This is a genomic window from Planococcus lenghuensis (assembly GCF_001999905.1).
GTDB lineage: Bacteria > Bacillota > Bacilli > Bacillales_A > Planococcaceae > Indiicoccus > Indiicoccus lenghuensis.
Genome location: NZ_CP019640.1, coordinates 2,665,724 through 2,685,492, shown reverse-complemented (window position 1 = coordinate 2,685,492; position 19,769 = coordinate 2,665,724). Strand labels below are relative to the sequence as shown.

At 45.7% G+C, this 19,769-nt stretch carries 16 protein-coding genes; 12 read left to right on the top strand and 4 right to left on the bottom strand.

Annotation, left to right across the window (positions count from 1 at the left end; all coding sequences use genetic code 11):
- Positions 1-8 precede the first annotated feature (8 nt).
- The 5 genes from B0X71_RS13715 to B0X71_RS13695 all read left to right on the top strand — a co-directional run bounded on the left by B0X71_RS13715 (position 9) and on the right by B0X71_RS13695 (position 6,860).
- On the top strand, positions 9-209 hold the full coding sequence (locus B0X71_RS13715; RefSeq protein WP_077589954.1) for a hypothetical protein: 201 nt from the start codon (positions 9-11) through the stop codon (positions 207-209).
- A gap of 92 nt (positions 210-301) precedes the next feature.
- Entirely contained in the window at positions 302-1,363 is a 1,062-nt protein-coding gene (locus tag B0X71_RS13710; protein WP_077589953.1) for a DUF6612 family protein, read from the top strand.
- A 517-nt stretch (positions 1,364-1,880) separates the two neighbouring features.
- Positions 1,881-3,929 carry an LTA synthase family protein gene (locus tag B0X71_RS13705; protein WP_198038606.1) on the top strand — a complete coding sequence of 683 codons (2,049 nt, stop codon included), beginning with the start codon at positions 1,881-1,883 and terminating at the stop codon, positions 3,927-3,929.
- Positions 3,930-4,198: 269 nt separating this feature from the next.
- Positions 4,199-5,089, top strand: coding sequence for a UTP--glucose-1-phosphate uridylyltransferase GalU (gene galU / locus B0X71_RS13700; protein WP_077589951.1), 891 nt, complete (start codon positions 4,199-4,201; stop codon positions 5,087-5,089).
- Between the two features lie 28 nt (positions 5,090-5,117).
- Positions 5,118-6,860, top strand: coding sequence for a phospho-sugar mutase (locus B0X71_RS13695; RefSeq protein ID WP_077589950.1), 1,743 nt, complete (start codon positions 5,118-5,120; stop codon positions 6,858-6,860).
- Positions 6,861-6,929: 69 nt separating this feature from the next.
- On the opposite strand, the gene B0X71_RS13690 is transcribed toward B0X71_RS13695, so the two are convergent.
- Both B0X71_RS13690 and B0X71_RS13685 read right to left on the bottom strand, forming a co-directional pair.
- Positions 6,930-8,132 (bottom strand): stalk domain-containing protein, encoded by a 1,203-nt coding sequence (locus tag B0X71_RS13690; RefSeq protein WP_077589949.1) that lies wholly within the window; start codon positions 8,130-8,132, stop codon positions 6,930-6,932.
- Positions 8,133-8,425: 293 nt separating this feature from the next.
- Complete coding sequence (locus B0X71_RS13685; protein ID WP_077589948.1) at positions 8,426-9,958, bottom strand: glucosyltransferase domain-containing protein; 1,533 nt, start codon at positions 9,956-9,958, stop codon at positions 8,426-8,428.
- 191 nt (positions 9,959-10,149) lie between these two features.
- On the opposite strand from B0X71_RS13685, the gene B0X71_RS13680 reads away from it, so the two are divergent.
- Entirely contained in the window at positions 10,150-11,136 is a 987-nt protein-coding gene (locus tag B0X71_RS13680) for a glycosyltransferase family 2 protein (protein WP_198038605.1), read from the top strand.
- A 33-nt stretch (positions 11,137-11,169) separates the two neighbouring features.
- On the opposite strand, the gene B0X71_RS13675 is transcribed toward B0X71_RS13680, so the two are convergent.
- Positions 11,170-11,550: a GtrA family protein gene (locus B0X71_RS13675; protein WP_077589947.1), complete on the bottom strand. Its 381-nt coding sequence runs from the start codon at positions 11,548-11,550 to the stop codon at positions 11,170-11,172.
- A 642-nt stretch (positions 11,551-12,192) separates the two neighbouring features.
- Here B0X71_RS13675 and B0X71_RS13670 point away from each other — a divergent pair.
- Positions 12,193-12,471: a hypothetical protein gene (locus B0X71_RS13670; protein ID WP_077589946.1), complete on the top strand. Its 279-nt coding sequence runs from the start codon at positions 12,193-12,195 to the stop codon at positions 12,469-12,471.
- A 408-nt stretch (positions 12,472-12,879) separates the two neighbouring features.
- Here the strand turns inward: B0X71_RS13670 and B0X71_RS13660 are convergent, their stop codons facing one another.
- The gene (locus tag B0X71_RS13660) at positions 12,880-14,025 is read right to left on the bottom strand and encodes an acyltransferase (protein WP_077589944.1); all 1,146 of its coding nucleotides are present in this window, start codon (positions 14,023-14,025) and stop codon (positions 12,880-12,882) included.
- 278 nt (positions 14,026-14,303) lie between these two features.
- Here B0X71_RS13660 and B0X71_RS13655 point away from each other — a divergent pair, with 278 nt between their 5' ends.
- From B0X71_RS13655 to B0X71_RS13635, 5 genes are all read left to right on the top strand, one after another.
- A complete protein-coding gene (locus B0X71_RS13655) occupies positions 14,304-14,759 on the top strand; it encodes a DUF6376 family protein (RefSeq protein WP_077589943.1) in 456 nt (151 codons plus the stop codon).
- A gap of 110 nt (positions 14,760-14,869) precedes the next feature.
- Positions 14,870-16,246 carry a trypsin-like peptidase domain-containing protein gene (locus B0X71_RS13650; RefSeq protein WP_077589942.1) on the top strand — a complete coding sequence of 459 codons (1,377 nt, stop codon included), beginning with the start codon at positions 14,870-14,872 and terminating at the stop codon, positions 16,244-16,246.
- Between the two features lie 111 nt (positions 16,247-16,357).
- Positions 16,358-16,804, top strand: coding sequence for a DUF6376 family protein (locus B0X71_RS13645; RefSeq protein ID WP_077589941.1), 447 nt, complete (start codon positions 16,358-16,360; stop codon positions 16,802-16,804).
- A gap of 72 nt (positions 16,805-16,876) precedes the next feature.
- Complete coding sequence (locus B0X71_RS13640) at positions 16,877-17,656, top strand: 2-keto-4-pentenoate hydratase (protein ID WP_077589940.1); 780 nt, start codon at positions 16,877-16,879, stop codon at positions 17,654-17,656.
- A 310-nt stretch (positions 17,657-17,966) separates the two neighbouring features.
- Positions 17,967-19,610: a hypothetical protein gene (locus B0X71_RS13635; protein WP_077589939.1), complete on the top strand. Its 1,644-nt coding sequence runs from the start codon at positions 17,967-17,969 to the stop codon at positions 19,608-19,610.
- The last annotated feature ends 159 nt before the right edge of the window (positions 19,611-19,769 follow it).

The window sequence follows — 19,769 nt, the reverse complement described above, 5'->3', positions numbered from 1 at the left end:
CAGCCGATGTGTTCATTCATTTTGCAATTTGTGAACAAGAAGAAGTGAATGATGTGGATTACTTGGCGGAAATGCGTAATCTTGAACCGGAAAATGCCTATGTATTGTCGAGTATATGCGTCGATTTGAAAATCTCTGAAATCATCGATGCCGGCCAATACGTCGTCAGTGCAGTTGTGCCTCTGTCGGTTTTCAGGGAACAGGCATGACTGCAAAACAGGCAACTCGTCCATGGGAACTGGAAAATTAAGCGTTTCTTCTATGCGAAAAGAGGGAATCGGGAACTAGGGGAGCCGCATAAATGTTACATAAATCAGTCATCCAGATTCAGGCTAACTCTAAAAACGTGAAGAGGAGCGTGCAGATGTTAAAGAAAACCATTCCGATGGGCGGAATCGCCCTGTTTACAATCACAGCCCCTTTGTCAGTTGCAGCAGAAGACCTTAATGCCGGCGAAATTCTGGAGAAGTCCAACAAAGCGATGGCTTCGCTTGAAAGTTATGCGAGTGAGTCGCAAATCGAGCTGACCATGCCGTTATTTGAGGGGGAGGACCCTCTTTCACTTTCAATCTACAGTCAGGAAGAAGTGACACTTGATCCGTTCGCCCTGCATCAGACCATTACGACGGAACTCCCGGACGGGGAAGAAACGATTGAACTGTATTGGACGGAAGACGGCTTCTATCAGGAAGATCCGGTCGATGGCTGGGTAAAACTGCCGGATGACCTGTTCAGCGGCGTCGAGGATTTGCTTGGCATGTCGATGACGGGTGATCTGCCGGCTCAGGCAGCGGCGCTCGGTGATGACTGGTCTGTCGAAGACTTGGGCGATGCCTACCTGCTGGCCTATGAAGGAGACGGAGAATCACTGATGGAATCCGCACAGAGCATCCTGGAATCCGGACTTGCCGGCGAAGACACGGACATGCTTTTCGATTCCTTCTTTGAAGACATTACGTTCAATGAACTCGGTTATGAAATTGTCGTCGACAAAGAGACTTACTATGTGAACGAAATGTCCCTGCTGCTCGATATGGACATCTCAGCGGAAGGTGAAACCATCAGCTTCACGCAAAGCATCGACGTCACCTACAGCGACTTCAATAACGTCGGCCCGATCACTGTACCGCAGGAAATCATAGACGGTGCGACACCGATCGACTTTGAAGATTTTGAAGAAGAAGAATGGTTGGACGAAGAAGAATGGTTGGACGAAGAAGAGCCGGCTGCTGAAGAAGAGCCGGAAGGCGAGGAATTACCTGACACAGCAACGGCCAATCCAGCGTATGCACTGGGTGGTTTTGCGCTCGCAACACTCGGCGGTGTGCTTCTTTTCACCCGCAGAAAATCTGCAGCGGAATAAAATAAGAGAAGATTATCGGCCGGTCCCTGAAAAGGGACTGGCCGTTTTTGTTAGACCTTTTCTGTAGAATTGAGGAATTTGGCTGCTGTCTTGATTTACTGATTATGTTTTCTTTTCTCATAAGGTTCAATCGACTTTTACATTTAAAGCAAGATATACTTTCATCTCCTGTTTCTATGTTTACATACCAAATCAACAAAAATTATTGGAACTATGGGTAGTAAACAAAATTGCAATTTTTGCTGATCTTAATACTGCTTCACTTGATCCCCGATACACCTCGGGATGTCAAACGGAATCTTTGTATACGGGAAATGATTTGCCCGTTATTTGCGTCTAACCTTCGGTATGTTAAAATACAAGAAAGAAAAACCTGTACCAGAAAAAGGGATAAATTAAAGTTAAATAGAAAAGTGGGTCTAAACTTCTTATGGCTTCTCAACCATCTAATCAAAAGCAACGAAAGAATAAACAAGGCCTGAAAAAGTTGACTGTTCAATTGTTAACATTTTCTTTTATGATTGTACTTCCGGTTTTAACACTGATTGTGAGTGAAGTGATTGTTCGCCAAGTAACAGCAATGTCATTTGAGGAATGGAGAGTCAATTACTCGGAACGCTTTGTATTAAATATGCTTCTGCTCCTAGCTCTATTCAATTTGCTATTTATCCTGCCCCGTAAATGGTTTATGTTAACGAGTTTAATGCTGAGCGGAGTGTTAATCGCGTTCGCCTTTGCCAATAAAATGAAAATGGAACTCCGCCATGCACCGATTGCAATCGGTGATTTTGCATTACTTGGAGAACTTGGCGGGTTGGAGAATCCAATCGGTTTTAATATAGGAATGTTTTTTGGTATTGGGCTTGCATTTATCGCTGTTGTTTTTGTAATCTTTTTTGTCATCCCAAGGTATAAGGAAAACTGGATAATAAAATGTACAGCTTTCTTTATCTCTGCTACATTCTTGTTCGTCGTTTGGACTGATTATCCATACTCACCAATGCAAAAAGCGAAATTCGAGAACACGTGGTGGCAACTTGAAGTGGGCATGACACGTAACGGGCTATTCGGCAATTTTGCCTTACTAGCGAAAAATACACAAATCGAACCGCCATCCGGCTATTCAAGAAATGCCGTTCAGGAAATTAGCGACACCTATATACCAGAACCAGGAACAGCGAGTGAAAAGCCAAACGTTATTTTTCTGATGAGTGAGTCATTTGTCGACCCATATGAATTCGGGGAGGAACACTTTGCAGCAGATCCAGTCCCGAATTTCCGTAAACTTTATAAAGATTCTTTGCACGGAGATATGTATTCGCCGGAGTTCGGGGGAGGTACTGCCAACGTAGAGTTTGAAGCGCTAACGGGCTTCAGCAGACAATTTTTGCCGCCTAACTCTATTGCCTACCAATTGTATATAAAAGATCCGTTGCCTTCTGTCGCATACGAGTTCCGGGAAGCAGGCTATGATACGACAGCCATCCATTCATTCTACGGCTGGTATTATCAGCGGCAAGATGTATATAAAATGCTTGGTTTTAACCGGTTCATTTCTGGAGAATTCATGGACCTTGATTATCCAAATGGCTCAGGACATGGATTCCCGAATGACAAGCATATTACCAATTCAATCCTTGCTGCTATGGACAACAGTGAAGAGAGGGACTTTATCCATGCAGTGTCAACGGAAGCGCATATGCCTTATACGCCGCTTGAGGATTCTGAGTTTCTGAAAACCGATACACTCCAAAAAGAGACCCGTCAATACTTAAACCGCTTCACGGAGAAAATGCACAGTGTCGATGAGGAGCTTGGGCGGTTGATTGATGAAATTGAAAAGCGGGAGGAACCGGCTATTGTTGTATTCTTTGGGGATCATTATCCGTCGTTTGACAATAATGAGCAAGTGTTCGGTGCGGCCGGTGCAGATATTGCAAACGATATGACAGGGAATTACGAAGATTTCCTCGCAACCCATAAACTGCCGTATTTCATCTGGAGTTCTGAAAGAGATGAGCCACAGGAACTGGATGTCACGCCGAATCAATTTGGGCCTATTGTTTTAGATATGGCGGAAGTGGAAGGAAATACAGTAACAGCGATTCTTAATGAAATGCGTGAACAAGGGAACTCCGTCATTCCATATAACCAATGGCAAGCTGAGATGGGTGGTTTGACTGAAGAAATGAAAGATCTGCAGCTTCTCCAGCATGATTTGTTGCATGGCAAGCGCTATGTAGAGGAAGTGAGCTTGACATTAATGGAAGTTCCGAGTGCGGCATATCACTTAGGACTGTATTCAGCTATTAAAGTTCAAGAAATCTATGAAACAGCCAACGCCTTTAAAATTCTTGTTAAAGGTGCACCAAAGTATGCTGAACTGCGGAATGGAGATAACGAAAGCCTGCCGTCGGAATGGATGCTGTCTGACAATGGATTATCTATTTTCACCATTAGTAAAGAAGAGATTGAACCGCGAACTGAACTGCATTTTGCTGTATTTAATTCACGGAACAGTATACTCCGAAAATCTGAGCCCTTTATTTTAGTGGAAACTGAATAATCAATCTAAAGCCGGATTCTGTTGATGAATCCGGCCTTTGCTTTTCTGTTTGATATAGAGTCAACGGTAATTTGCTTTTCAAAGCTTACTATATTTCTTGCTTTTATATGGTTTCTTTGCCAATTAAAAGCGGTTTTCAGCAAGCGTAGCTGAAAAAACGACATATTGAATTCAGACAATTGTTGCCTGTTTTATGGTAAAATAGCACAGGAAACAAACTTAATAAAATTAGGGTCCTGCTGCAGAAGGGGCCGATCAGGAGTGATTCTATGAAAGTCAGAAAAGCCATTATCCCGGCGGCGGGTCTTGGGACGCGCTTTCTTCCGGCCACAAAAGCACAACCGAAAGAAATGCTGCCGATTGTAGATAAGCCGACCATCCAATATATCGTAGAAGAGGCGGTCGCATCTGGTATTGAAGATATCATTATCGTTAGTGGGCGTGGTAAACGGGCCATCGAAGACCATTTCGATAAATCCTACGAACTGGAAGAAACACTGGCGCAAAAAGGGAAGCATGATGTTCTGAAAGAAATCCAGTCAATCTCTAATATGGTGAATATCCACTACATTCGTCAGAAAGAACCGAAAGGGCTGGGCCATGCCATCGCATGTGCAAGCCGCTTTGTCGGTGATGAGCCATTTGCGGTACTACTCGGAGACGATATCGTTCATTCACCGGGAAATCCAGCATTGAAGCAGTTGATTTCAGCGTATGAGCGCTATAATTCGTCTGTCGTCGGAGTGCAACAGGTTCCGGAAAGCGATGTGTCGAAGTACGGAATTATCTCTCCGAAAGGCATGCAGACGGACAGCGGCATCATCCATGTTGATTCATTCGTCGAAAAGCCGAAACGGGAAGATGCACCCTCCAATTATGCAATCATGGGCCGGTACGTTCTGCGTCCCGAAATCTTCGATATTCTGGAGACACTGGAGCCAGGGGCTGGCGGTGAAATCCAATTGACGGACGCCCTATTGAAGCTGAATGAAAAACAGGTTGTGCTCGCCAAAGAATTCACCGGACTCCGTTATGACGTCGGGGATAAGTTCGGTTTCATTAAAGCGACGGTCGATTATGCGCTTATGCGGGATGATTTGCGTGGAGATGTGTTGGCTTACCTGGAGAGCATCTTAAACAAGGAAGAGATCGGACAATAATTATGTATAAGCTGATGGGGGTATCTGAATGGATTGGCAGAAAGAAGTTACTAGGTGGCAACAATTCAGCGGATTGGATCCGGAACTGAAAACAGCGCTCCATGCACTGGAACAGGACCCGAAACAGCTTGAGGACAGCTTTTACCGGGCATTGGAATTTGGAACGGGCGGCATCCGCGGGGAACTCGGACCAGGCATTAATCGGATGAACATCTATACCATCCGAAAAGCTGCGGAAGGCCTTGCCCGCTATATCGATTCACATGGTGAGGAAGCGAAAGCCCGCGGTGTGGCGATCGCGTATGATTCCCGTTTTAAATCTCCTGAATTCGCGCTGGAAGCGGCAAAGACGCTTGGCGCGCATGGCATTCAGACGTATGTGTTTGAATCGCTGCGATCAACACCGGAGCTATCATTCGCCGTCCGGTATCTGCATGCGTTTAACGGAATTGTGATTACAGCGAGTCACAACCCACCGGAGTATAACGGCTTCAAAGTGTACGGGGAAGATGGCGCACAGGTGACGTCCGAAGCGGCGGATGCCATCGTGGGGAACGTAAACGCCGTGGAAGACGAATTGGCGATCGATGTCGGAAATGAAGAAGAGCTAAAGGCATCCGGCCTGCTGTCAGTCATCGGTGAGACGGTCGACCGGGCGTATATGCAACAATTGAAGACAGTGACGGCCAATTCAGATGTGATCAGTGAAGTGGCAGATGATTTCACCATCATTTACACGCCGCTCCATGGAACCGGGAATATTCCCGTCCGTAGAGGGCTTGAAGCGATTGGCTTCAAGCATGTGAAAGTCGTACCGGAACAGGAAAAGCCCGATTCCAGTTTTCCGACGGTTGAATTCCCGAATCCGGAAGAACATGCAGCGTTCGAGCTGGCCATCAAGTACGGTGAACAGCATAACGCGGATCTTCTCATGGCGACAGATCCGGATACCGACCGGGTCGGCGTCGCCGTGCGGAATGCGGATGGCGCGTTCGAGGTGCTGACCGGCAATCAAGTCGGGGCACTCCTGCTGCATTATTTGATCGAAGAAAAACAAAAATCAAATACGCTTCCTGAAAATGCGGTCGTGCTGAAAACGATTGTGACTTCGGAAATCGGACGTGATATTGCAGCTGCCCATGGTGTGGATACGATCGATACACTGACCGGGTTTAAATTCATCGGAGAGAAAATCTTGGAGTTTGAACAGACAGGTGAGAAAAGCTTCCTATTTGGCTACGAAGAGAGCTACGGCTATTTGGTCAAGGACTTCGTGCGGGATAAAGATGCCATTCAGACGTGCATGCTAATTGCTGAAGTAGGCGCTTTCTATAAAGCGAAAGGCATGACCCTGTATGACGGGCTGCAGGAATTGTTCCAGACGTACGGTTACTATAGGGAAGGCCTGGAGTCGCTGACACTGAAAGGCAAGGACGGTGTCGCACAAATAAATGTGATTCTCTCCGGCTTCCGTTCGGCACCGCCCGAGTCCGCCGGCAGACAGCAGGTGACTGAAATTGAGGATTATAAGACCGGCGTCCGGACTTTCACTGCTGATCAATCTGAAGAAGCGATTACGTTGCCCGCATCGAATGTTCTGAAATACAAGCTTGAAGACGGATCGTGGTTCTGCCTGCGTCCATCGGGTACAGAACCGAAGATTAAATTCTATTTCGGCGTCAAAAGAACTACAGCAAAGGCCAGTGAACAAGCATTGGTAGGATTAAAAGAGGCAGTTATGGCGCGGGTCAGACAGAATATGCAGGCATAGTATCAAAAAAAGAAGCAGGGGATGAAACTTATCCTCTGCTTCTTTTTCGATTAAATATTGCTATATCTCTCAGTATTGGTTTATGACTTGCCGCAACTGGTCTGCAGTCAGCTGACCATTACCTGTGATGCGGTTCAGTCGGAACAGATCCGCAGTAGTCGACTCAACTTTACCTTGTTTGACGGTGAAGGCCATCTTGTACCCTGCTTTTTGGGCGATGCGGATGGTATCTGCAGAATAATCGCCGAATGGATAGGCAAGAGTTATCACTTGCTGGCCAAGCCGCTCCTCAATCGTTTGTTTTGAAACGGTGAGGTCCCGAAGCAATCTTTCCTCAAATTCCGCTTGGGTCTCTAATTGACCATCAGCCTTAATAATTCTGCCGGTGATAACACCTCGGGTTGTGCCATTCGCTGTCACGCCTTTGAAGTGAGAATCCTCTGTATGTCCTTGAAATGAGAATACATCTCCTGATTGCTGTGCCTCTGCCCATGACATTTTAGGAATTTCATTCGTATATGAAGGAGTTCCATCAGTAACCCTGCTTGTAATAAGATGAATACTGGCTTTCATTCCCAATTCTTTCAGAGTTGGATAGGCATATGTAAAATTACTTTGATAGCCATCATCAAATGTGATTAAAATCGGTTTTAGCGGAAGCGGTGCGCCATTTTTTAGATTCTCATACAGCTGGTTATCCGTAATTGTCGTATAACCCTCTGCATGGATCATTTGCATGTGTTCACGGAAACGTGCCGGTGAAATGATTGAGCCGCTCGCTCCGTTCTCAGCAATATGATGATACATAAGAACTGGAACAGCTATGGGCTGCAGAGGCTCGGTGATGAAGACGGAACGGGAAGTGCTGTTCCACTCCACCCGGTACCCGAAAGTCTCTGCTATGAATCGTAGTGGCACGTAACTTCTGTTATTTTTACTGAAAGGAGCTGTTTCCAAGGTGAAAGCCACCCCGTTCCGGTAAGCAGTTGTATCGTTTGTCCGAATTTGGACAGTATCCGATCCTTTCGTGATCGTCGTCCATTTTGTATTGCTGTTCCATTGAACTGTCGCTCCGAAAGCTTCAAGTGTATGGCGAATTGGCACCATCGTCCGTCCATTTACAACAGTCGGTGCTGAATCATATTGAATCAGACTGCCATTCGCATAAACAGACACAGGAGTTTCCACAGCGTTCGCCCGCAATGTGCCCGGTAACAAAACAGATAAGATAATTAGCAGCGTTAAGATGAGATAGACGGTGAATTTTCTCATGGTATCTCCTTTGACATAAGGACTAAAGTATTGGATGAATTGTACTAATTTAGATTATAGCATAAATTTTTTTGAATGAAAGATGGAAAGCAGCTGTTTTTAAACTAGCTGTAAATTATTTTAAAAGGAGGCTGATTCTCATACCGTGGTCGAAACTCTATCTTGAATGCATTACTGATAATTGTTTCACTGTGTGCATTTAAACTTACTTAAAAACCCGCCGATCCAATTATGAATTAGCGGGTTAATTAGAAAATATTTAGAGATTCTATATTACTTGACTGAGCGGATAGTTATTCCCCGAATTTCACAACGATGATGTCGTCGATTACGCGAACAGAATTTTCAGCCGGCCAGACAGCCATCTCTTCGTAAGCTTCGGTCTCCTGTAGTGCCTGGATTTCAGGCGGAGTAGCGAGCCTGTAGGAAAGGTCATAATACGTATTGAACAGGGCTTGATACAGATAAGGCTGTGTCAGCAGGAGACCGCCGGATGAACCGGTCATTGCTGGAATGCTTTGTGGAATTATCTCCGAAGTGAGTGGTAAATCCGTCTGTGCTCTGCCGATAATTGCCAGTTTACCTGCTTCATCTATGTCCGGAGTATGATCGATTCGGCTAACGAGCCGGCCAGCGAAAGCTGTCGTCTTTTCATATTTCAAATCAAGATTGAAATAGGTAATATTGGCGATGATCGCGAAATTGAATACGATGAGTGTCATCGCAAGAATTGTCATCCATGAGAAGATCTTATTCGAAAAAACCTGAAGGTCTAGTCGGTCAAAGAAAATGACAGGAAGTAAATAAAAGCTAAGAAGTGCCATCACCATCAGCATATGATAGACAACGCCAGGTGAAATGAAGTATAGGCTGTAGGATAGAAACGGCAACGCTGCAAGAAGTACAAATGCGATGAGCAGCATGAGCCAGTCCTGCCATAATCGGTTCTGTATGATGAGCAACACAATGCCGGCAGCAATGAGCAGGAACACGACTATATTCAGCATTCCAAATAACGTAACAGGAATATCAGTTAAGAATCCACGGAAGAAAAAGTCTCCAGTCCTGCCCACCACCTGCCAGATGGCTTCATCGATAATATCAATGCTTAGCCCCACATCAGACAGCCCTTGGTAATCTGATATATTTCCAGATCTGCTTCTATAAATCCTGAATGTTACTGCGTACAGCACCATGCCGATTACCGTAAGCAGGCCGCAGCGAATCGTTTGTATGATAAATTCCTTCAATTTCATTCCGCGTATTAGAATATCACTCACAAGAAGAACGGCGACTAGTGTAAGAAGGAATGGCAAGTTGGCTTGATAGACTCCAACGCCAAAGTAAAATAACAGACTGCCAGGCAGGAAACCATACTTGTATTTGTTTGTGATAAGTAATGCCAGGACGGTAAGCATTGCTCCAGCCATATAACCATCTGCTGTGAACATATAAGCGTATGTAGAGCTAACAGCCGGGAAAGTGACGACCAGACCTCCCGTCAGGATAACGGAAATTCTCTTTTCCAGCTGAAATAGTTCCACAAGAGCAGCTGCCATTAACGCTAAGTAAAAAACAGAAAGAACACCATTGATCCATGGCAGGCTGAAATAAGAGCTTATGCCACTGAAAGGTGACAGGAAAAAGCGGCCGAGGTCTGACTTATCCTGTGTACTGTAGAGATTCACCAGTCCGTCATGATTTGGTAATGTATTCGTGAAGACAAACGTATGCGTAAGGAATCCGATGACCAATACTGAGATAAAAGCGGTTTTCGTTTGGGGTTTCAACTGTTGAAGCCAGTTTGACAATTGCTGATCGGACATTTTTTTCTCCTTCTGTACTTTGATGGATGCTGTAAAGTATTGTTAAAAATCATTCGAAATTATATCATAGCAGATATTCGTTTGAAAAGGACACCCTTGGTCTGATACATTGTAATTGATCGATATCGAGGGCTGCGTTCGTGATATAATCAGGGACGAACCAGTTGAAGGAAATGAAAGGTGAAGTTAAATTGAAGAAATTGATTACGATACTTATCCCGGCATACAATGAAGAAGAAGTGCTTGAGGTGCTCTTGAAGCGTTTGAAAGGTGTCACATCGGCGCTGGCTGATTATCGATTTGAATTTCTGTTCGTCAATGATGGCAGCCGGGACCGGACTCTCGAGAAGCTGAAGCTGCTGCGGCTGGATTATCCGGAAATTTCTTATGTTAATTTATCCAGGAACTTTGGGAAAGAAGTAGCTATGCTTGCAGGAATTGATCATGTCCAAGGGGATGCAGTCATCATTATCGATGCGGATTTGCAGGACCCGCCTGAACTGATCCCTGAAATGATCGGTTATTGGGAGCAAGGCTATGATGACGTATTCGCTAAGAGAAGGAGCCGCGCAGGCGAGAGTTGGTTCAAGAAATGGTCATCGAATTCTTATTATAGAATTTTGGATAAAGTATCGAATGTGCCAATTCAGCCCGACACCGGAGATTTCAGACTGCTTGACCGACGGTGTATCGATGCGCTAAAACAGATGCGGGAATCCCAACGGTATACTAAAGGGATGTTCAGTTGGATTGGTTATCACAAGAAAGAGATCCTGTTTGACCGGGAAGCACGGGCAGCCGGGACGACAAAATGGAACTATCCAAAGCTTTTTAATCTTGCGATTGATGGCTTGACTTCATCTACCGTAGAACCGCTTCGGCTGTCGTCATTCTTCGGACTCATTGTTTCGGTTTTCGCATTCGTGTATATGGTGTTCATCGTCCTGCGTACACTATTTTTCGGAGATCCGGTGCCGGGTTACCCATCGTTAATGGTTGTGATTTTGTTTCTTGGCGGCATGCAGCTTCTGTCGCTCGGTATTATTGGCGAGTATTTAGGCAAGATTTTCTTGGAAACGAAAAATCGGCCGGTTTACCTTATCGACGAGTATTATTCACAAACAACGCCACCTGAAGAAAAATTACACTCTGTATATGAAAAAGACCTGGCCAAGTGAAATCTCCTGATTTCTTGGCAAGGTCTTCTTTTACTAGGTTTTTAAAATTTTCTTCGAAATGACGAATGTGAATGGGATTGCGATTAACGTCGCAATGAGTGGCGATACCGTTTCATTAATCTCAAGCAGATCCACGAGAATATAGATGCTTACGGTCGAAATCGCAATATTGACGACATAAGTCAGCGGAAACTTCAAGAATTTACTTAATGATGGCCGTGACCGATACGTGTAATAGGAGTTCAAGTAAAAGGAACCGATCATGCTGATGATGAATGCTGTAATATGGGCTGTTAAATAATTGATATGGAACACATAATTGAACAGCAGGTACAGTACATAATAGTTAAGTGTGTTGGCGACGCCAACCACGAGGAAACGGAACACTTCAGAGTTTAAAAATTTCGCGACCATAGTAGTTTGCTCCAAGGATTTTAGATTCATTCGCACAGATACTATCCCTTCCTGCCAATTCATACTGAATGCTTTCTTTATCCTCCCCTATTTTAGGGTTTTTTGCAAGAAAAAATACAGTTTACGATGTGTAACTATACGATGGCTATCAGAAAAAACGGTATAATTTGGAGTTAGATTTGCCACTTCATTCTGTGTGCTCCGGCGAGGTGACAATCAGAGGACAAAGCGAAGGAGGGGCGTGAACCTCCTGTTATTGCTACTGGTTTTGTCAGGGCTGATTGCTTCACTCACCTTTGCGTATTATGGATTCTCTACATAAATCAACAGCCAGCGAGATTTATCGGAACGCGTTTATTGCAATGGGAATTGTCTTCCTGCCGTTCACGGGGTTAGCAATGAAAGATCCTGAAAAAGAATCATAATTGTAACTTGCACGGAATTGATAGACTTGATTATTTTATTTTAGTGAGAAATTCGAAGAGGCGTTTTGGGAACATGAACATCTGGCGTATAAGTAAAAGCGACGCAGGAAGCCTCAGTGTCCTGCGATTTTTTTGCCCTTGATGCACAGGACTTATACTGTATGTATAATAATGGAAAGTGGTTGCTTATGACCATTAAAGAAAAAGGGGGATGACAATGGATTGGTTTGTAAGAATCGTAATTTCAGCGATGGCCACCTTTATGACGGGGATCAGTATACTTTTAGCATATTTTGGAGTTAGCGTCTTTTATCAACAAGAAATTGCCCAGCTGCCTCCAGTGGAAGCCGGCTCGCTCGGCCCGGCTTTTTCTTCTCTAATCTCAGCAATTATAATCGGCTTGTCGGTGATGCCGGTATTATTTATCATTTTCTTGATTTTTTACAAGCGGCTGAATCTGCTTGGACTGTTGCTCGGAGCAGGTTTCGCATTCTAGCTCATCCGGCTTGTCAAAGTTATTGACGCCTGGACATATCCATTTTTTAATAATCTCAAATGGCCTTATACATATTTCCATGTGATTTCTATTGTCTGTTTGCTGGCGGGGCTGTTTTTCATAAAGCGCGATACGAAATGGTTTAGTTTAGGGGGAACTGTTGCCGGCGCTGCCAGCGGATTCCTCATAGCCTATTGGTCGGTGGTCGGCTATCGGTGGCTGGATAACACGCTGACGTCTTACAGAAATTTTGATTCGACAGAATCTGCTATTGTGGTTATCGGTGTTTTGGTGTTTGCAGTGATCGGAAACGTAGCCGACAAAAAGTACTCGTGGCACCTGACAAAGAAACACAAAGAGAGCATCGGCTAAAAGCCGATGCTCTTTCTTTTTAAGGTGTCTTTGTTTTCATGCGTTCGCTTTTCTTGCGGTTTTTGCCGGAGGGTAAGCCGGAGTGCCATCTTTCCCAAAGATGATCCAGCTGTATGGCAGATAATTGAATGTCAATCGGACGATGAGCCAACTGCCTATGAAGATGACGATTAACGTGAACAACTGCCAGGAATGAAAAACGATCGGTGTTCCGCTTGGCAATGCTGCTCGGAGAAACAGCAAAAAAAGCGGGTGAATCAAGTAAATGCCGAACGATACAGCACCAATTTCATAAAGCATATTTTTAACCCATTCGTTTTTCCAAAACTTAAAGAAATGGACAACGATAAAAATGGAACTACTAGCGAAGAGGGCGTGCATGCTCCAAGCAAATTCCACCAGTTCATTAGAGGGAGAAAGCTGTCCGGTCCGCGTCAAGTAATACACACCGACATACAGATTCATCATGAATCCATAGCCGATAAATATTGCGGCGATTGCCAATGTGTATCTCTTCCAATCAAACAGATAAACGGCGATTTTCTCGTAATTGACGCCCAGAAATGCACCAAAGAAATAAAACATGAAGTATGAGAATGCGATAGACCCTTTCATCGGGCTTTGGAAAAATTCGGCATTCAGCCATACCCAACTCCATTGAAGTGCAATCCCGATGGGTAACGCGTATCTCCTGATAAAGGCCGATTTTTTAAACAGCAACAGCAGTACTGGAAACATTAAATAAAATTGGACACTGACAAAAACAAAATACAAATGTGCGTAAGCGTCTCCAGTCGCAAGTTTAATAAAGAAATCACGGATCAAAAGCGCCCAGGAGGTTTCTTCCCCATATATCAACTGAACCACTGAAAAATAAACAATTGAGAAAAAGAGATAAGGAACTAAGATGTACAATAGGCGTTTTTTGTAGAATTGCTTAAGTAAGTGAAATGAGAATTCCCTGTAATAATATGTGTAGAAAAGAACGAAACTGCTTAAAAAAATAAAAGTAGGTGTTCCTAATTTGCCTGCGATGTTGAAAAAGTTATAGAACAGAAATGTGAATGAGCTGTGAGATACCAATGTGACCCCGGTACTCGATGAATGAACGGCTAATACAGCGAAAATAGCAAATGCCCGTGCGTACTGCACTTCTGTCAGGTGCCTTCTCTCAATTTTCATGATCTCACCGTTCCCTTTTCAATGTGTGAAGCGAACTGCTAAGCTATCGGCGCCTCTTACAAGTATAAATCCCCCGTTTGTTCCCAATGCAATCCTACTGTTCAATTACAAATATTAAAGCTTGCTTACAATCAGATACCAGATTTAAAGCAATCCATTCTTTGTAAGAGGCTTGTTGCAATTTTCCTAAAGCAGTCATAGATTGCTGCCAACTGGGGTAAAGGATAGGTAAAGATTAATAAAAGTGAGTATATGAACATATATTGGGAGGAGATATGATGAAAAAAATAACGGCAGCGCTATTCATCCTGACAGCAAGTTCACTTACAGGATGCGGCGGCGAAGAAGAGAGCGTTGAAACAACAGTCACCTATGAAAATGAGTCATTGGAATTTGAAGAAGCCGCGAATGATTTCGTGGAAGAAGTTCCTCCTTTGCTTAATGAAGCTGTGACGGATGAAGATGCGGCAGCCGAACTGGAGACATATCTGGAAAGCATGCGGCGCAATATTATAGAGTTCAATGCGATTCAGGAACCGGAAGTCGGGGCGGACCTTCACGCTGATGTGGTCGCTTTGAATGAAGAGGCGCTGGAAGGGATTGAAACATTCCAGGCAAGCATTGAAGAAGATACACTGGATGCGGCAGCAGCAGAAGAAACAACGATTTTTCAGACGCTGAGCGCAGTAGTGGATATCCTGGATGAAATCCAGGCGCTTGAGGAAGAAGCGTAAAGAAGTCCGGATTTCTTTATCCGGGTGCAGGGGTTTTTTGGTGCTTTGCCGAATCAAATAAATACAAAAATTCTCCGTTGCTGTATTAGGACCGGTTAGGAGGAGCCAGCATGTTCTGTATAAAATGCGGTGAGAAAAATGATGGGAATGCGAATTTCTGCGCAAATTGCGGACTGCCCTTGGCGGACCAATCCCGACCAGGCCGATTGAGCAAAGGAGTCGGCAGAAGTCTATTGGTTCTTCTCCTGGCCATATTCTTTATCGCAGCGGGAACGGCGCTTTTATTCCAGGATGAAGTGCGCCGGACGGCAGCTATCTGGCTCGGAACGGATACGGCAGAGCCGGCCGGTACGGTACCGGAACCGGTGTCCGTGGCAGTCCCGGAAGAAAGGGAAGAAGCGGAAGAACCTGTACTGCCGGCTAATGAAGAGAAAAAAACGGAAACGAATCATAAAGCGAAAACCGCCATTATTAAAGAGGCGCAGCAAAAAGTGTATACCATCCTGACGGAAACCGGCATGGGCTCGGGTTTTTTATTCACCGATACAGGAATGGTCGTCACGAATGCGCATGTGGTTGCAGGGGTTACAGACGTTATGGTCCGGACTGTGAACGGGCAGGAAAAGTCGGGACGCGTGGTCGGTATTTCAGATGAATCGGACATTGCGCTCATCCTGGTGGATGCATTTGCCGGCATGGAGCCGCTGGAAACCGAATTGGCGGCAACGCCGGTCGGTACGGAAGTGATTGCGCTCGGCAGTCCTTCCGGATTTGAGAATACCGCTTCCATCGGTTACCTGACCGGCACGGAACGGGATTTTGAAGTCGGATTCATCTACGAGGACGTGTACCAGATTGATGCACAAGTGGCACCCGGCTCAAGCGGCGGACCGCTGATTGATGCCAAAACGGGAAAAGTTATCGGCATCAATTCGCTGCTGATCATGGAAGGGCCAGAAATCGGCTTTTCGATTCCGATGTACTCCATGCACAGCACGCTGACGGGTTGGGCAGATAACCCGATGTCGGAAGATGCAGTTGTGTCTGTGTTCGGCTCTTCTGAAGGCTACGGAAACTATGAAGATGGAGCTTATGAGTATAATTACGATGAGACGACAGCGTATGAGTATGATGAGACGTCGCTTGGTGCGTTCATCGGCAGTTACCGGGACTTTTATGAAATGGCGCTTCAATATGAGGATTTTATCTATGTCGCAGATCTGCTCGTCTATGACAGTGACATTTACCATGGCATCCGGGAGTATATTGACTCGATTGCCGGGCAGGGCATGGAGTTCGAATTCACAAGTCTGGAAGTTACGGATGTGGAGATTTTTAAGGACCATGCACTCGTGCATACGCACGAAACATTCGATTTTAAGAATTCAGCCGGCGAATGGTCAGCGGAAGAGCGGGTAAAGACATACACTGTTGTGATGGATGAGTACGGTTACTATTACATCTCGGCGATTACTCGGGACAAGTGAATGATGAGCGGAAAGGCATCTCTTCAGCCGGAAGGGATGTTTTTTCATGATGAATCTTTCAGGTTCGTCATCCGTAGTAGAGAATATAAACAAAATACAGGAGGGTTTTTCATGAAAAAAACAATGGCAGCTGCATTTCTGACGGCAGCCATCGGACTGAGCGGCTGTTCTTTGCTCGAAGATGTCAGTTCGACAGTGACGTATGTAAGCGAAGCGACGGAATATGCAAATGAAGCGCAGGATTTTGCCAATGAGGTGCCGGCGCTTGCTGAACGGGCGGTGACAGATCCGCAGGCGGCCGCCGATCTCAAGGTGCAGCTTGAAGACATGCGGCAGAACATCGAGGAATTCAATGCGCTTGAAGAGCCGGCGGTCGGCGGCCAGCTGCATGAGCAGGCCATCAATTTGAATGAGCGGGCTCTGGAAGGGATCGATTTGTATTTGACGAATATCGAAGATGGTACGCTGGCTCCTGAAGTGATTGAAAACACGGAAATCTTCCGTACGCTAAGCGAAGTCGGCCGGATCGTCAATCAGATTCAGGCGCTGAGTGAATAATCGGATTGCTCTGGTGATTGCAGCCGGAGTAGCGTAAAATAATCCGAAAGACGAAAAACAAGGAGTGGAAGTATGACACAGAAAACCCCGAGTGTGCAGGAACTGGGCGAGCTTCTGTTCGAGGCCTACAGCAGCAAAGTGCCATTGGATAAGAGCGTCATTCCGGCATCACTGCAGAAAGACCATGCTTATAAAGTGCAGCACGAAGTGACATCCCATAAGTTCACGCGGCTGAACGAAGAATTGATCGGTTATAAAATCAGCCTGACGAGCGACGAGACTCAAGCTTTATTCGCCTCCGATACACCGCTGTACGGCGCGCTGACATCATCCGCGATCAGTGACGGGACAATCGAACTGGATTCGATGTTCTCCCCGCTGATTGAAATGGAATTGATCTTTATTGTGCAGGAGGATTTAACGATTCATGATAACGAGCAGGACATTTTGCGGAAAACACTCATCGCACCGGGGATTGAAGTTCCCGATTCCCGCTTCACGGACTGGTTCCCGAATGTGTCGCTCGGTCAAGTCATTGCCGACAGTGCGGTGGCGGGGAAAATTATGACGGGCACACCGCGCGGGGATCTGTCATATGAAGCATTGGATGGGGTGCGCGGCGTGCTGACGCTAAACGGGAAAGAAATCGCAGCCGGCGATTCTTCGGAAGTGCTGGGGCATCCGGTGAACGCTATAAAATGGCTGGTGAATGAACTTTCCATGCATGGCATGGTGCTCCGGAAAGGAATGTCCGTATCATCCGGCACATTCATCCTGCCAAAGCCGCTGGAGCGCGGGACATATGAAGTGGATTATGAAGGAATCGGAACCGTAACGCTGGAAGTGAAATAAATTGTTGAGATGCGAGCCATCCCTGAGGTGATACGGGGGTGGTTTTTTGTGTTTTATGAGAGGAATTTATGTTGGGTGGTGTCCAGTGGCGATTAAGAAGAGATGAGTGCATTTTAAAATGTGCTGAATGCATTATAAGACTGATTGAGTGAACTTTAAGTTTGGGTGAACGTACTTTATGGGCCAATGAATACACTTTAAAAATCGCTGAACGCACTTTAAGCACTTGTCGTCCGATTTTGGATGGGTTTAAGAAAGTTTTTGGAGGCTATTTAAGGAGTAATGAGGGAAGACGGAAGGAAGTCTGCCTATGATACTGACACAACTTGTTATGTTATTGCTTTTTATCTTTCTGCTGCTGGTGGTCACCGGGATTATTGTGTGGCTCACCTCGGGAGACGAAAGGGAGGGGCCGCCTGTGGAAACGGAATTCGATACAGCGATAAAGGGATTGATCGCCATCGTTATTGCTGCACTCCTGATCGGGATTGTGGCGCCGGTGGTGATTTTATGGAACGGTTTCAGCGGGCTGACGGTGCTCGTGGTGCTGGCTATTGTGCTGGCCGCGTTTTTTGTTGTGAGCATTGCCGGTGTCGTACTTATAATGCTGACCGCATTCCGGAAACAGCGGCGCTCTCAAGTGAGCGAGCGGGAAGCAAAGCATGAACGGGAAGAAGAGCTGGCTGCTGAACGGCGCGAACAGGAAATTGCATTAGCCGATACAGCCCGGAAGCAGGAGGAAAAGCTGGCCGAAGAAAAGCGTGCGCAAGAGCGCCTGCTGGCCAAAGAGCAGCGTGAACGGGAAGAAGCATTGATTCATGAGATACGTGAGCAAGAGGAAAAGCGGCGTATCCGGGAAGAAACAATGGCCGACAAGAAATGGGAACGTGAAAAAACGCTGGCTGCCGAACAGCGTGAACGGGAAGAAGCGTTTATCCGGGAACAGCGGGAATGGGAAAAGATGCGGCATCAGCGGGAAAATTTGCTGATTGAAGAAATGCGTGAATTGGAAGAAAAACGAAGAGAACAAGCAAAATTGATTGCTGAAGAACAAAGTGACTGGCAAGCTGCTTTGATCGCGGAAATCCGGGTGAACGAAACAACAAACCGGGAACAGGCAGAAAGGCTGGCCAAGGAAAAATGGGAACAGGCATCGGTATGGGCTGACGAACAGCGTGAGCGGGAAGAAGCGTTTGCTCATGAGCAGCGCACCTGGGAAAAAATGCGGCGCGAACGGGAAGAAGCCCTGATTCAAGCAATTCACAGCTGGCAAGAGAAGCAGCATGAGCGGGAAGAAGCGCAGCTCAAGCAAGCAGAGACAGACGCTAGGGAAAGACTTGAACTTGAGCAAGCCCTGTTGGAATTGGAAGAAGTCCAAACCGCAGAACAGCGGGAACGGGAAGCAGCAGCGGAAAAAGAAAAACAGGAATGGGAAGCGGAACAGGCTTTACTGAAGAGGCTGAAGCTGAAGAATCTGTACCGCCAGCTCCACAATCATTACCATGATAATAACCTGTTCGGGCTACCGCCGGAGAAAGCGGCAAACCCGCAGTTTATCTATGTGTATGTGAGAGAATTCCTGGCATTCCATGATCTTGTCTATACGACACTTGAACAGACCGACATCCGGCTGCTGGAACGATTCCAAGCCGAGTTTGCGGAAGAATTCAACGTTTGCACGTACTTGATGCGCTTTGAAAATCTGCAGCTTGATAAGTTCTATGCATCTGTGCTCGATTATTACCCGATTTTCCAGGACGATCTGGCTGAACGGATGCTGACATCTGAAAGCACTGAAGACGATGTGCCTGTGGAGGAACAGAAAGTGTACAGCGCACTGCAGGTTCTGTGGGTGCTGGAAGCGCATGTCTCACAGAAGATTCCGGTATTCATGGAAGAAGTGCAGCAGGTGATCAGCCGAATGGAAAGAGCGGAAAAAAATGAAAAGGATTAGTGAGTAATGATCGTAATGAACTGAACCACTGAGTGATTGAGCCGCGATGGTGAGTTATTTTCCGTCGTGGCTTTTTCATTTTATAAATGTAAAAATATAGATTCCCAATGATATAATGAAGCATCATTGAATAAGTTTTAATGTCGATGGAATTTTACG

Bases quoted from the DNA above. Each gene is read 5' to 3' on its own strand.
- B0X71_RS13695 (WP_077589950.1), top strand. From the start codon at position 5,118: ATGGATTGGCAGAAAGAAGTTACTAGGTGGCAACAATTCAGCGGATTG.
- B0X71_RS13650 (WP_077589942.1), top strand. From the start codon at position 14,870: ATGTTCTGTATAAAATGCGGTGAGAAAAATGATGGGAATGCGAATTTC.
- B0X71_RS13655 (WP_077589943.1), top strand. From the start codon at position 14,304: ATGAAAAAAATAACGGCAGCGCTATTCATCCTGACAGCAAGTTCACTT.
- galU (WP_077589951.1), top strand. From the start codon at position 4,199: ATGAAAGTCAGAAAAGCCATTATCCCGGCGGCGGGTCTTGGGACGCGC.
- B0X71_RS13685 (WP_077589948.1), bottom strand. From the start codon at position 9,958: ATGTCCGATCAGCAATTGTCAAACTGGCTTCAACAGTTGAAACCCCAA.
- B0X71_RS13690 (WP_077589949.1), bottom strand. From the start codon at position 8,132: ATGAGAAAATTCACCGTCTATCTCATCTTAACGCTGCTAATTATCTTA.
- B0X71_RS13670 (WP_077589946.1), top strand. From the start codon at position 12,193: ATGGATTGGTTTGTAAGAATCGTAATTTCAGCGATGGCCACCTTTATG.
- B0X71_RS13675 (WP_077589947.1), bottom strand. From the start codon at position 11,550: ATGGTCGCGAAATTTTTAAACTCTGAAGTGTTCCGTTTCCTCGTGGTT.
- B0X71_RS13660 (WP_077589944.1), bottom strand. From the start codon at position 14,025: ATGAAAATTGAGAGAAGGCACCTGACAGAAGTGCAGTACGCACGGGCA.
- B0X71_RS13645 (WP_077589941.1), top strand. From the start codon at position 16,358: ATGAAAAAAACAATGGCAGCTGCATTTCTGACGGCAGCCATCGGACTG.
- B0X71_RS13710 (WP_077589953.1), top strand. From the start codon at position 302: ATGTTACATAAATCAGTCATCCAGATTCAGGCTAACTCTAAAAACGTG.
- B0X71_RS13640 (WP_077589940.1), top strand. From the start codon at position 16,877: ATGACACAGAAAACCCCGAGTGTGCAGGAACTGGGCGAGCTTCTGTTC.
- B0X71_RS13705 (WP_198038606.1), top strand. From the start codon at position 1,881: ATGATTGTACTTCCGGTTTTAACACTGATTGTGAGTGAAGTGATTGTT.
- B0X71_RS13635 (WP_077589939.1), top strand. From the start codon at position 17,967: ATGATACTGACACAACTTGTTATGTTATTGCTTTTTATCTTTCTGCTG.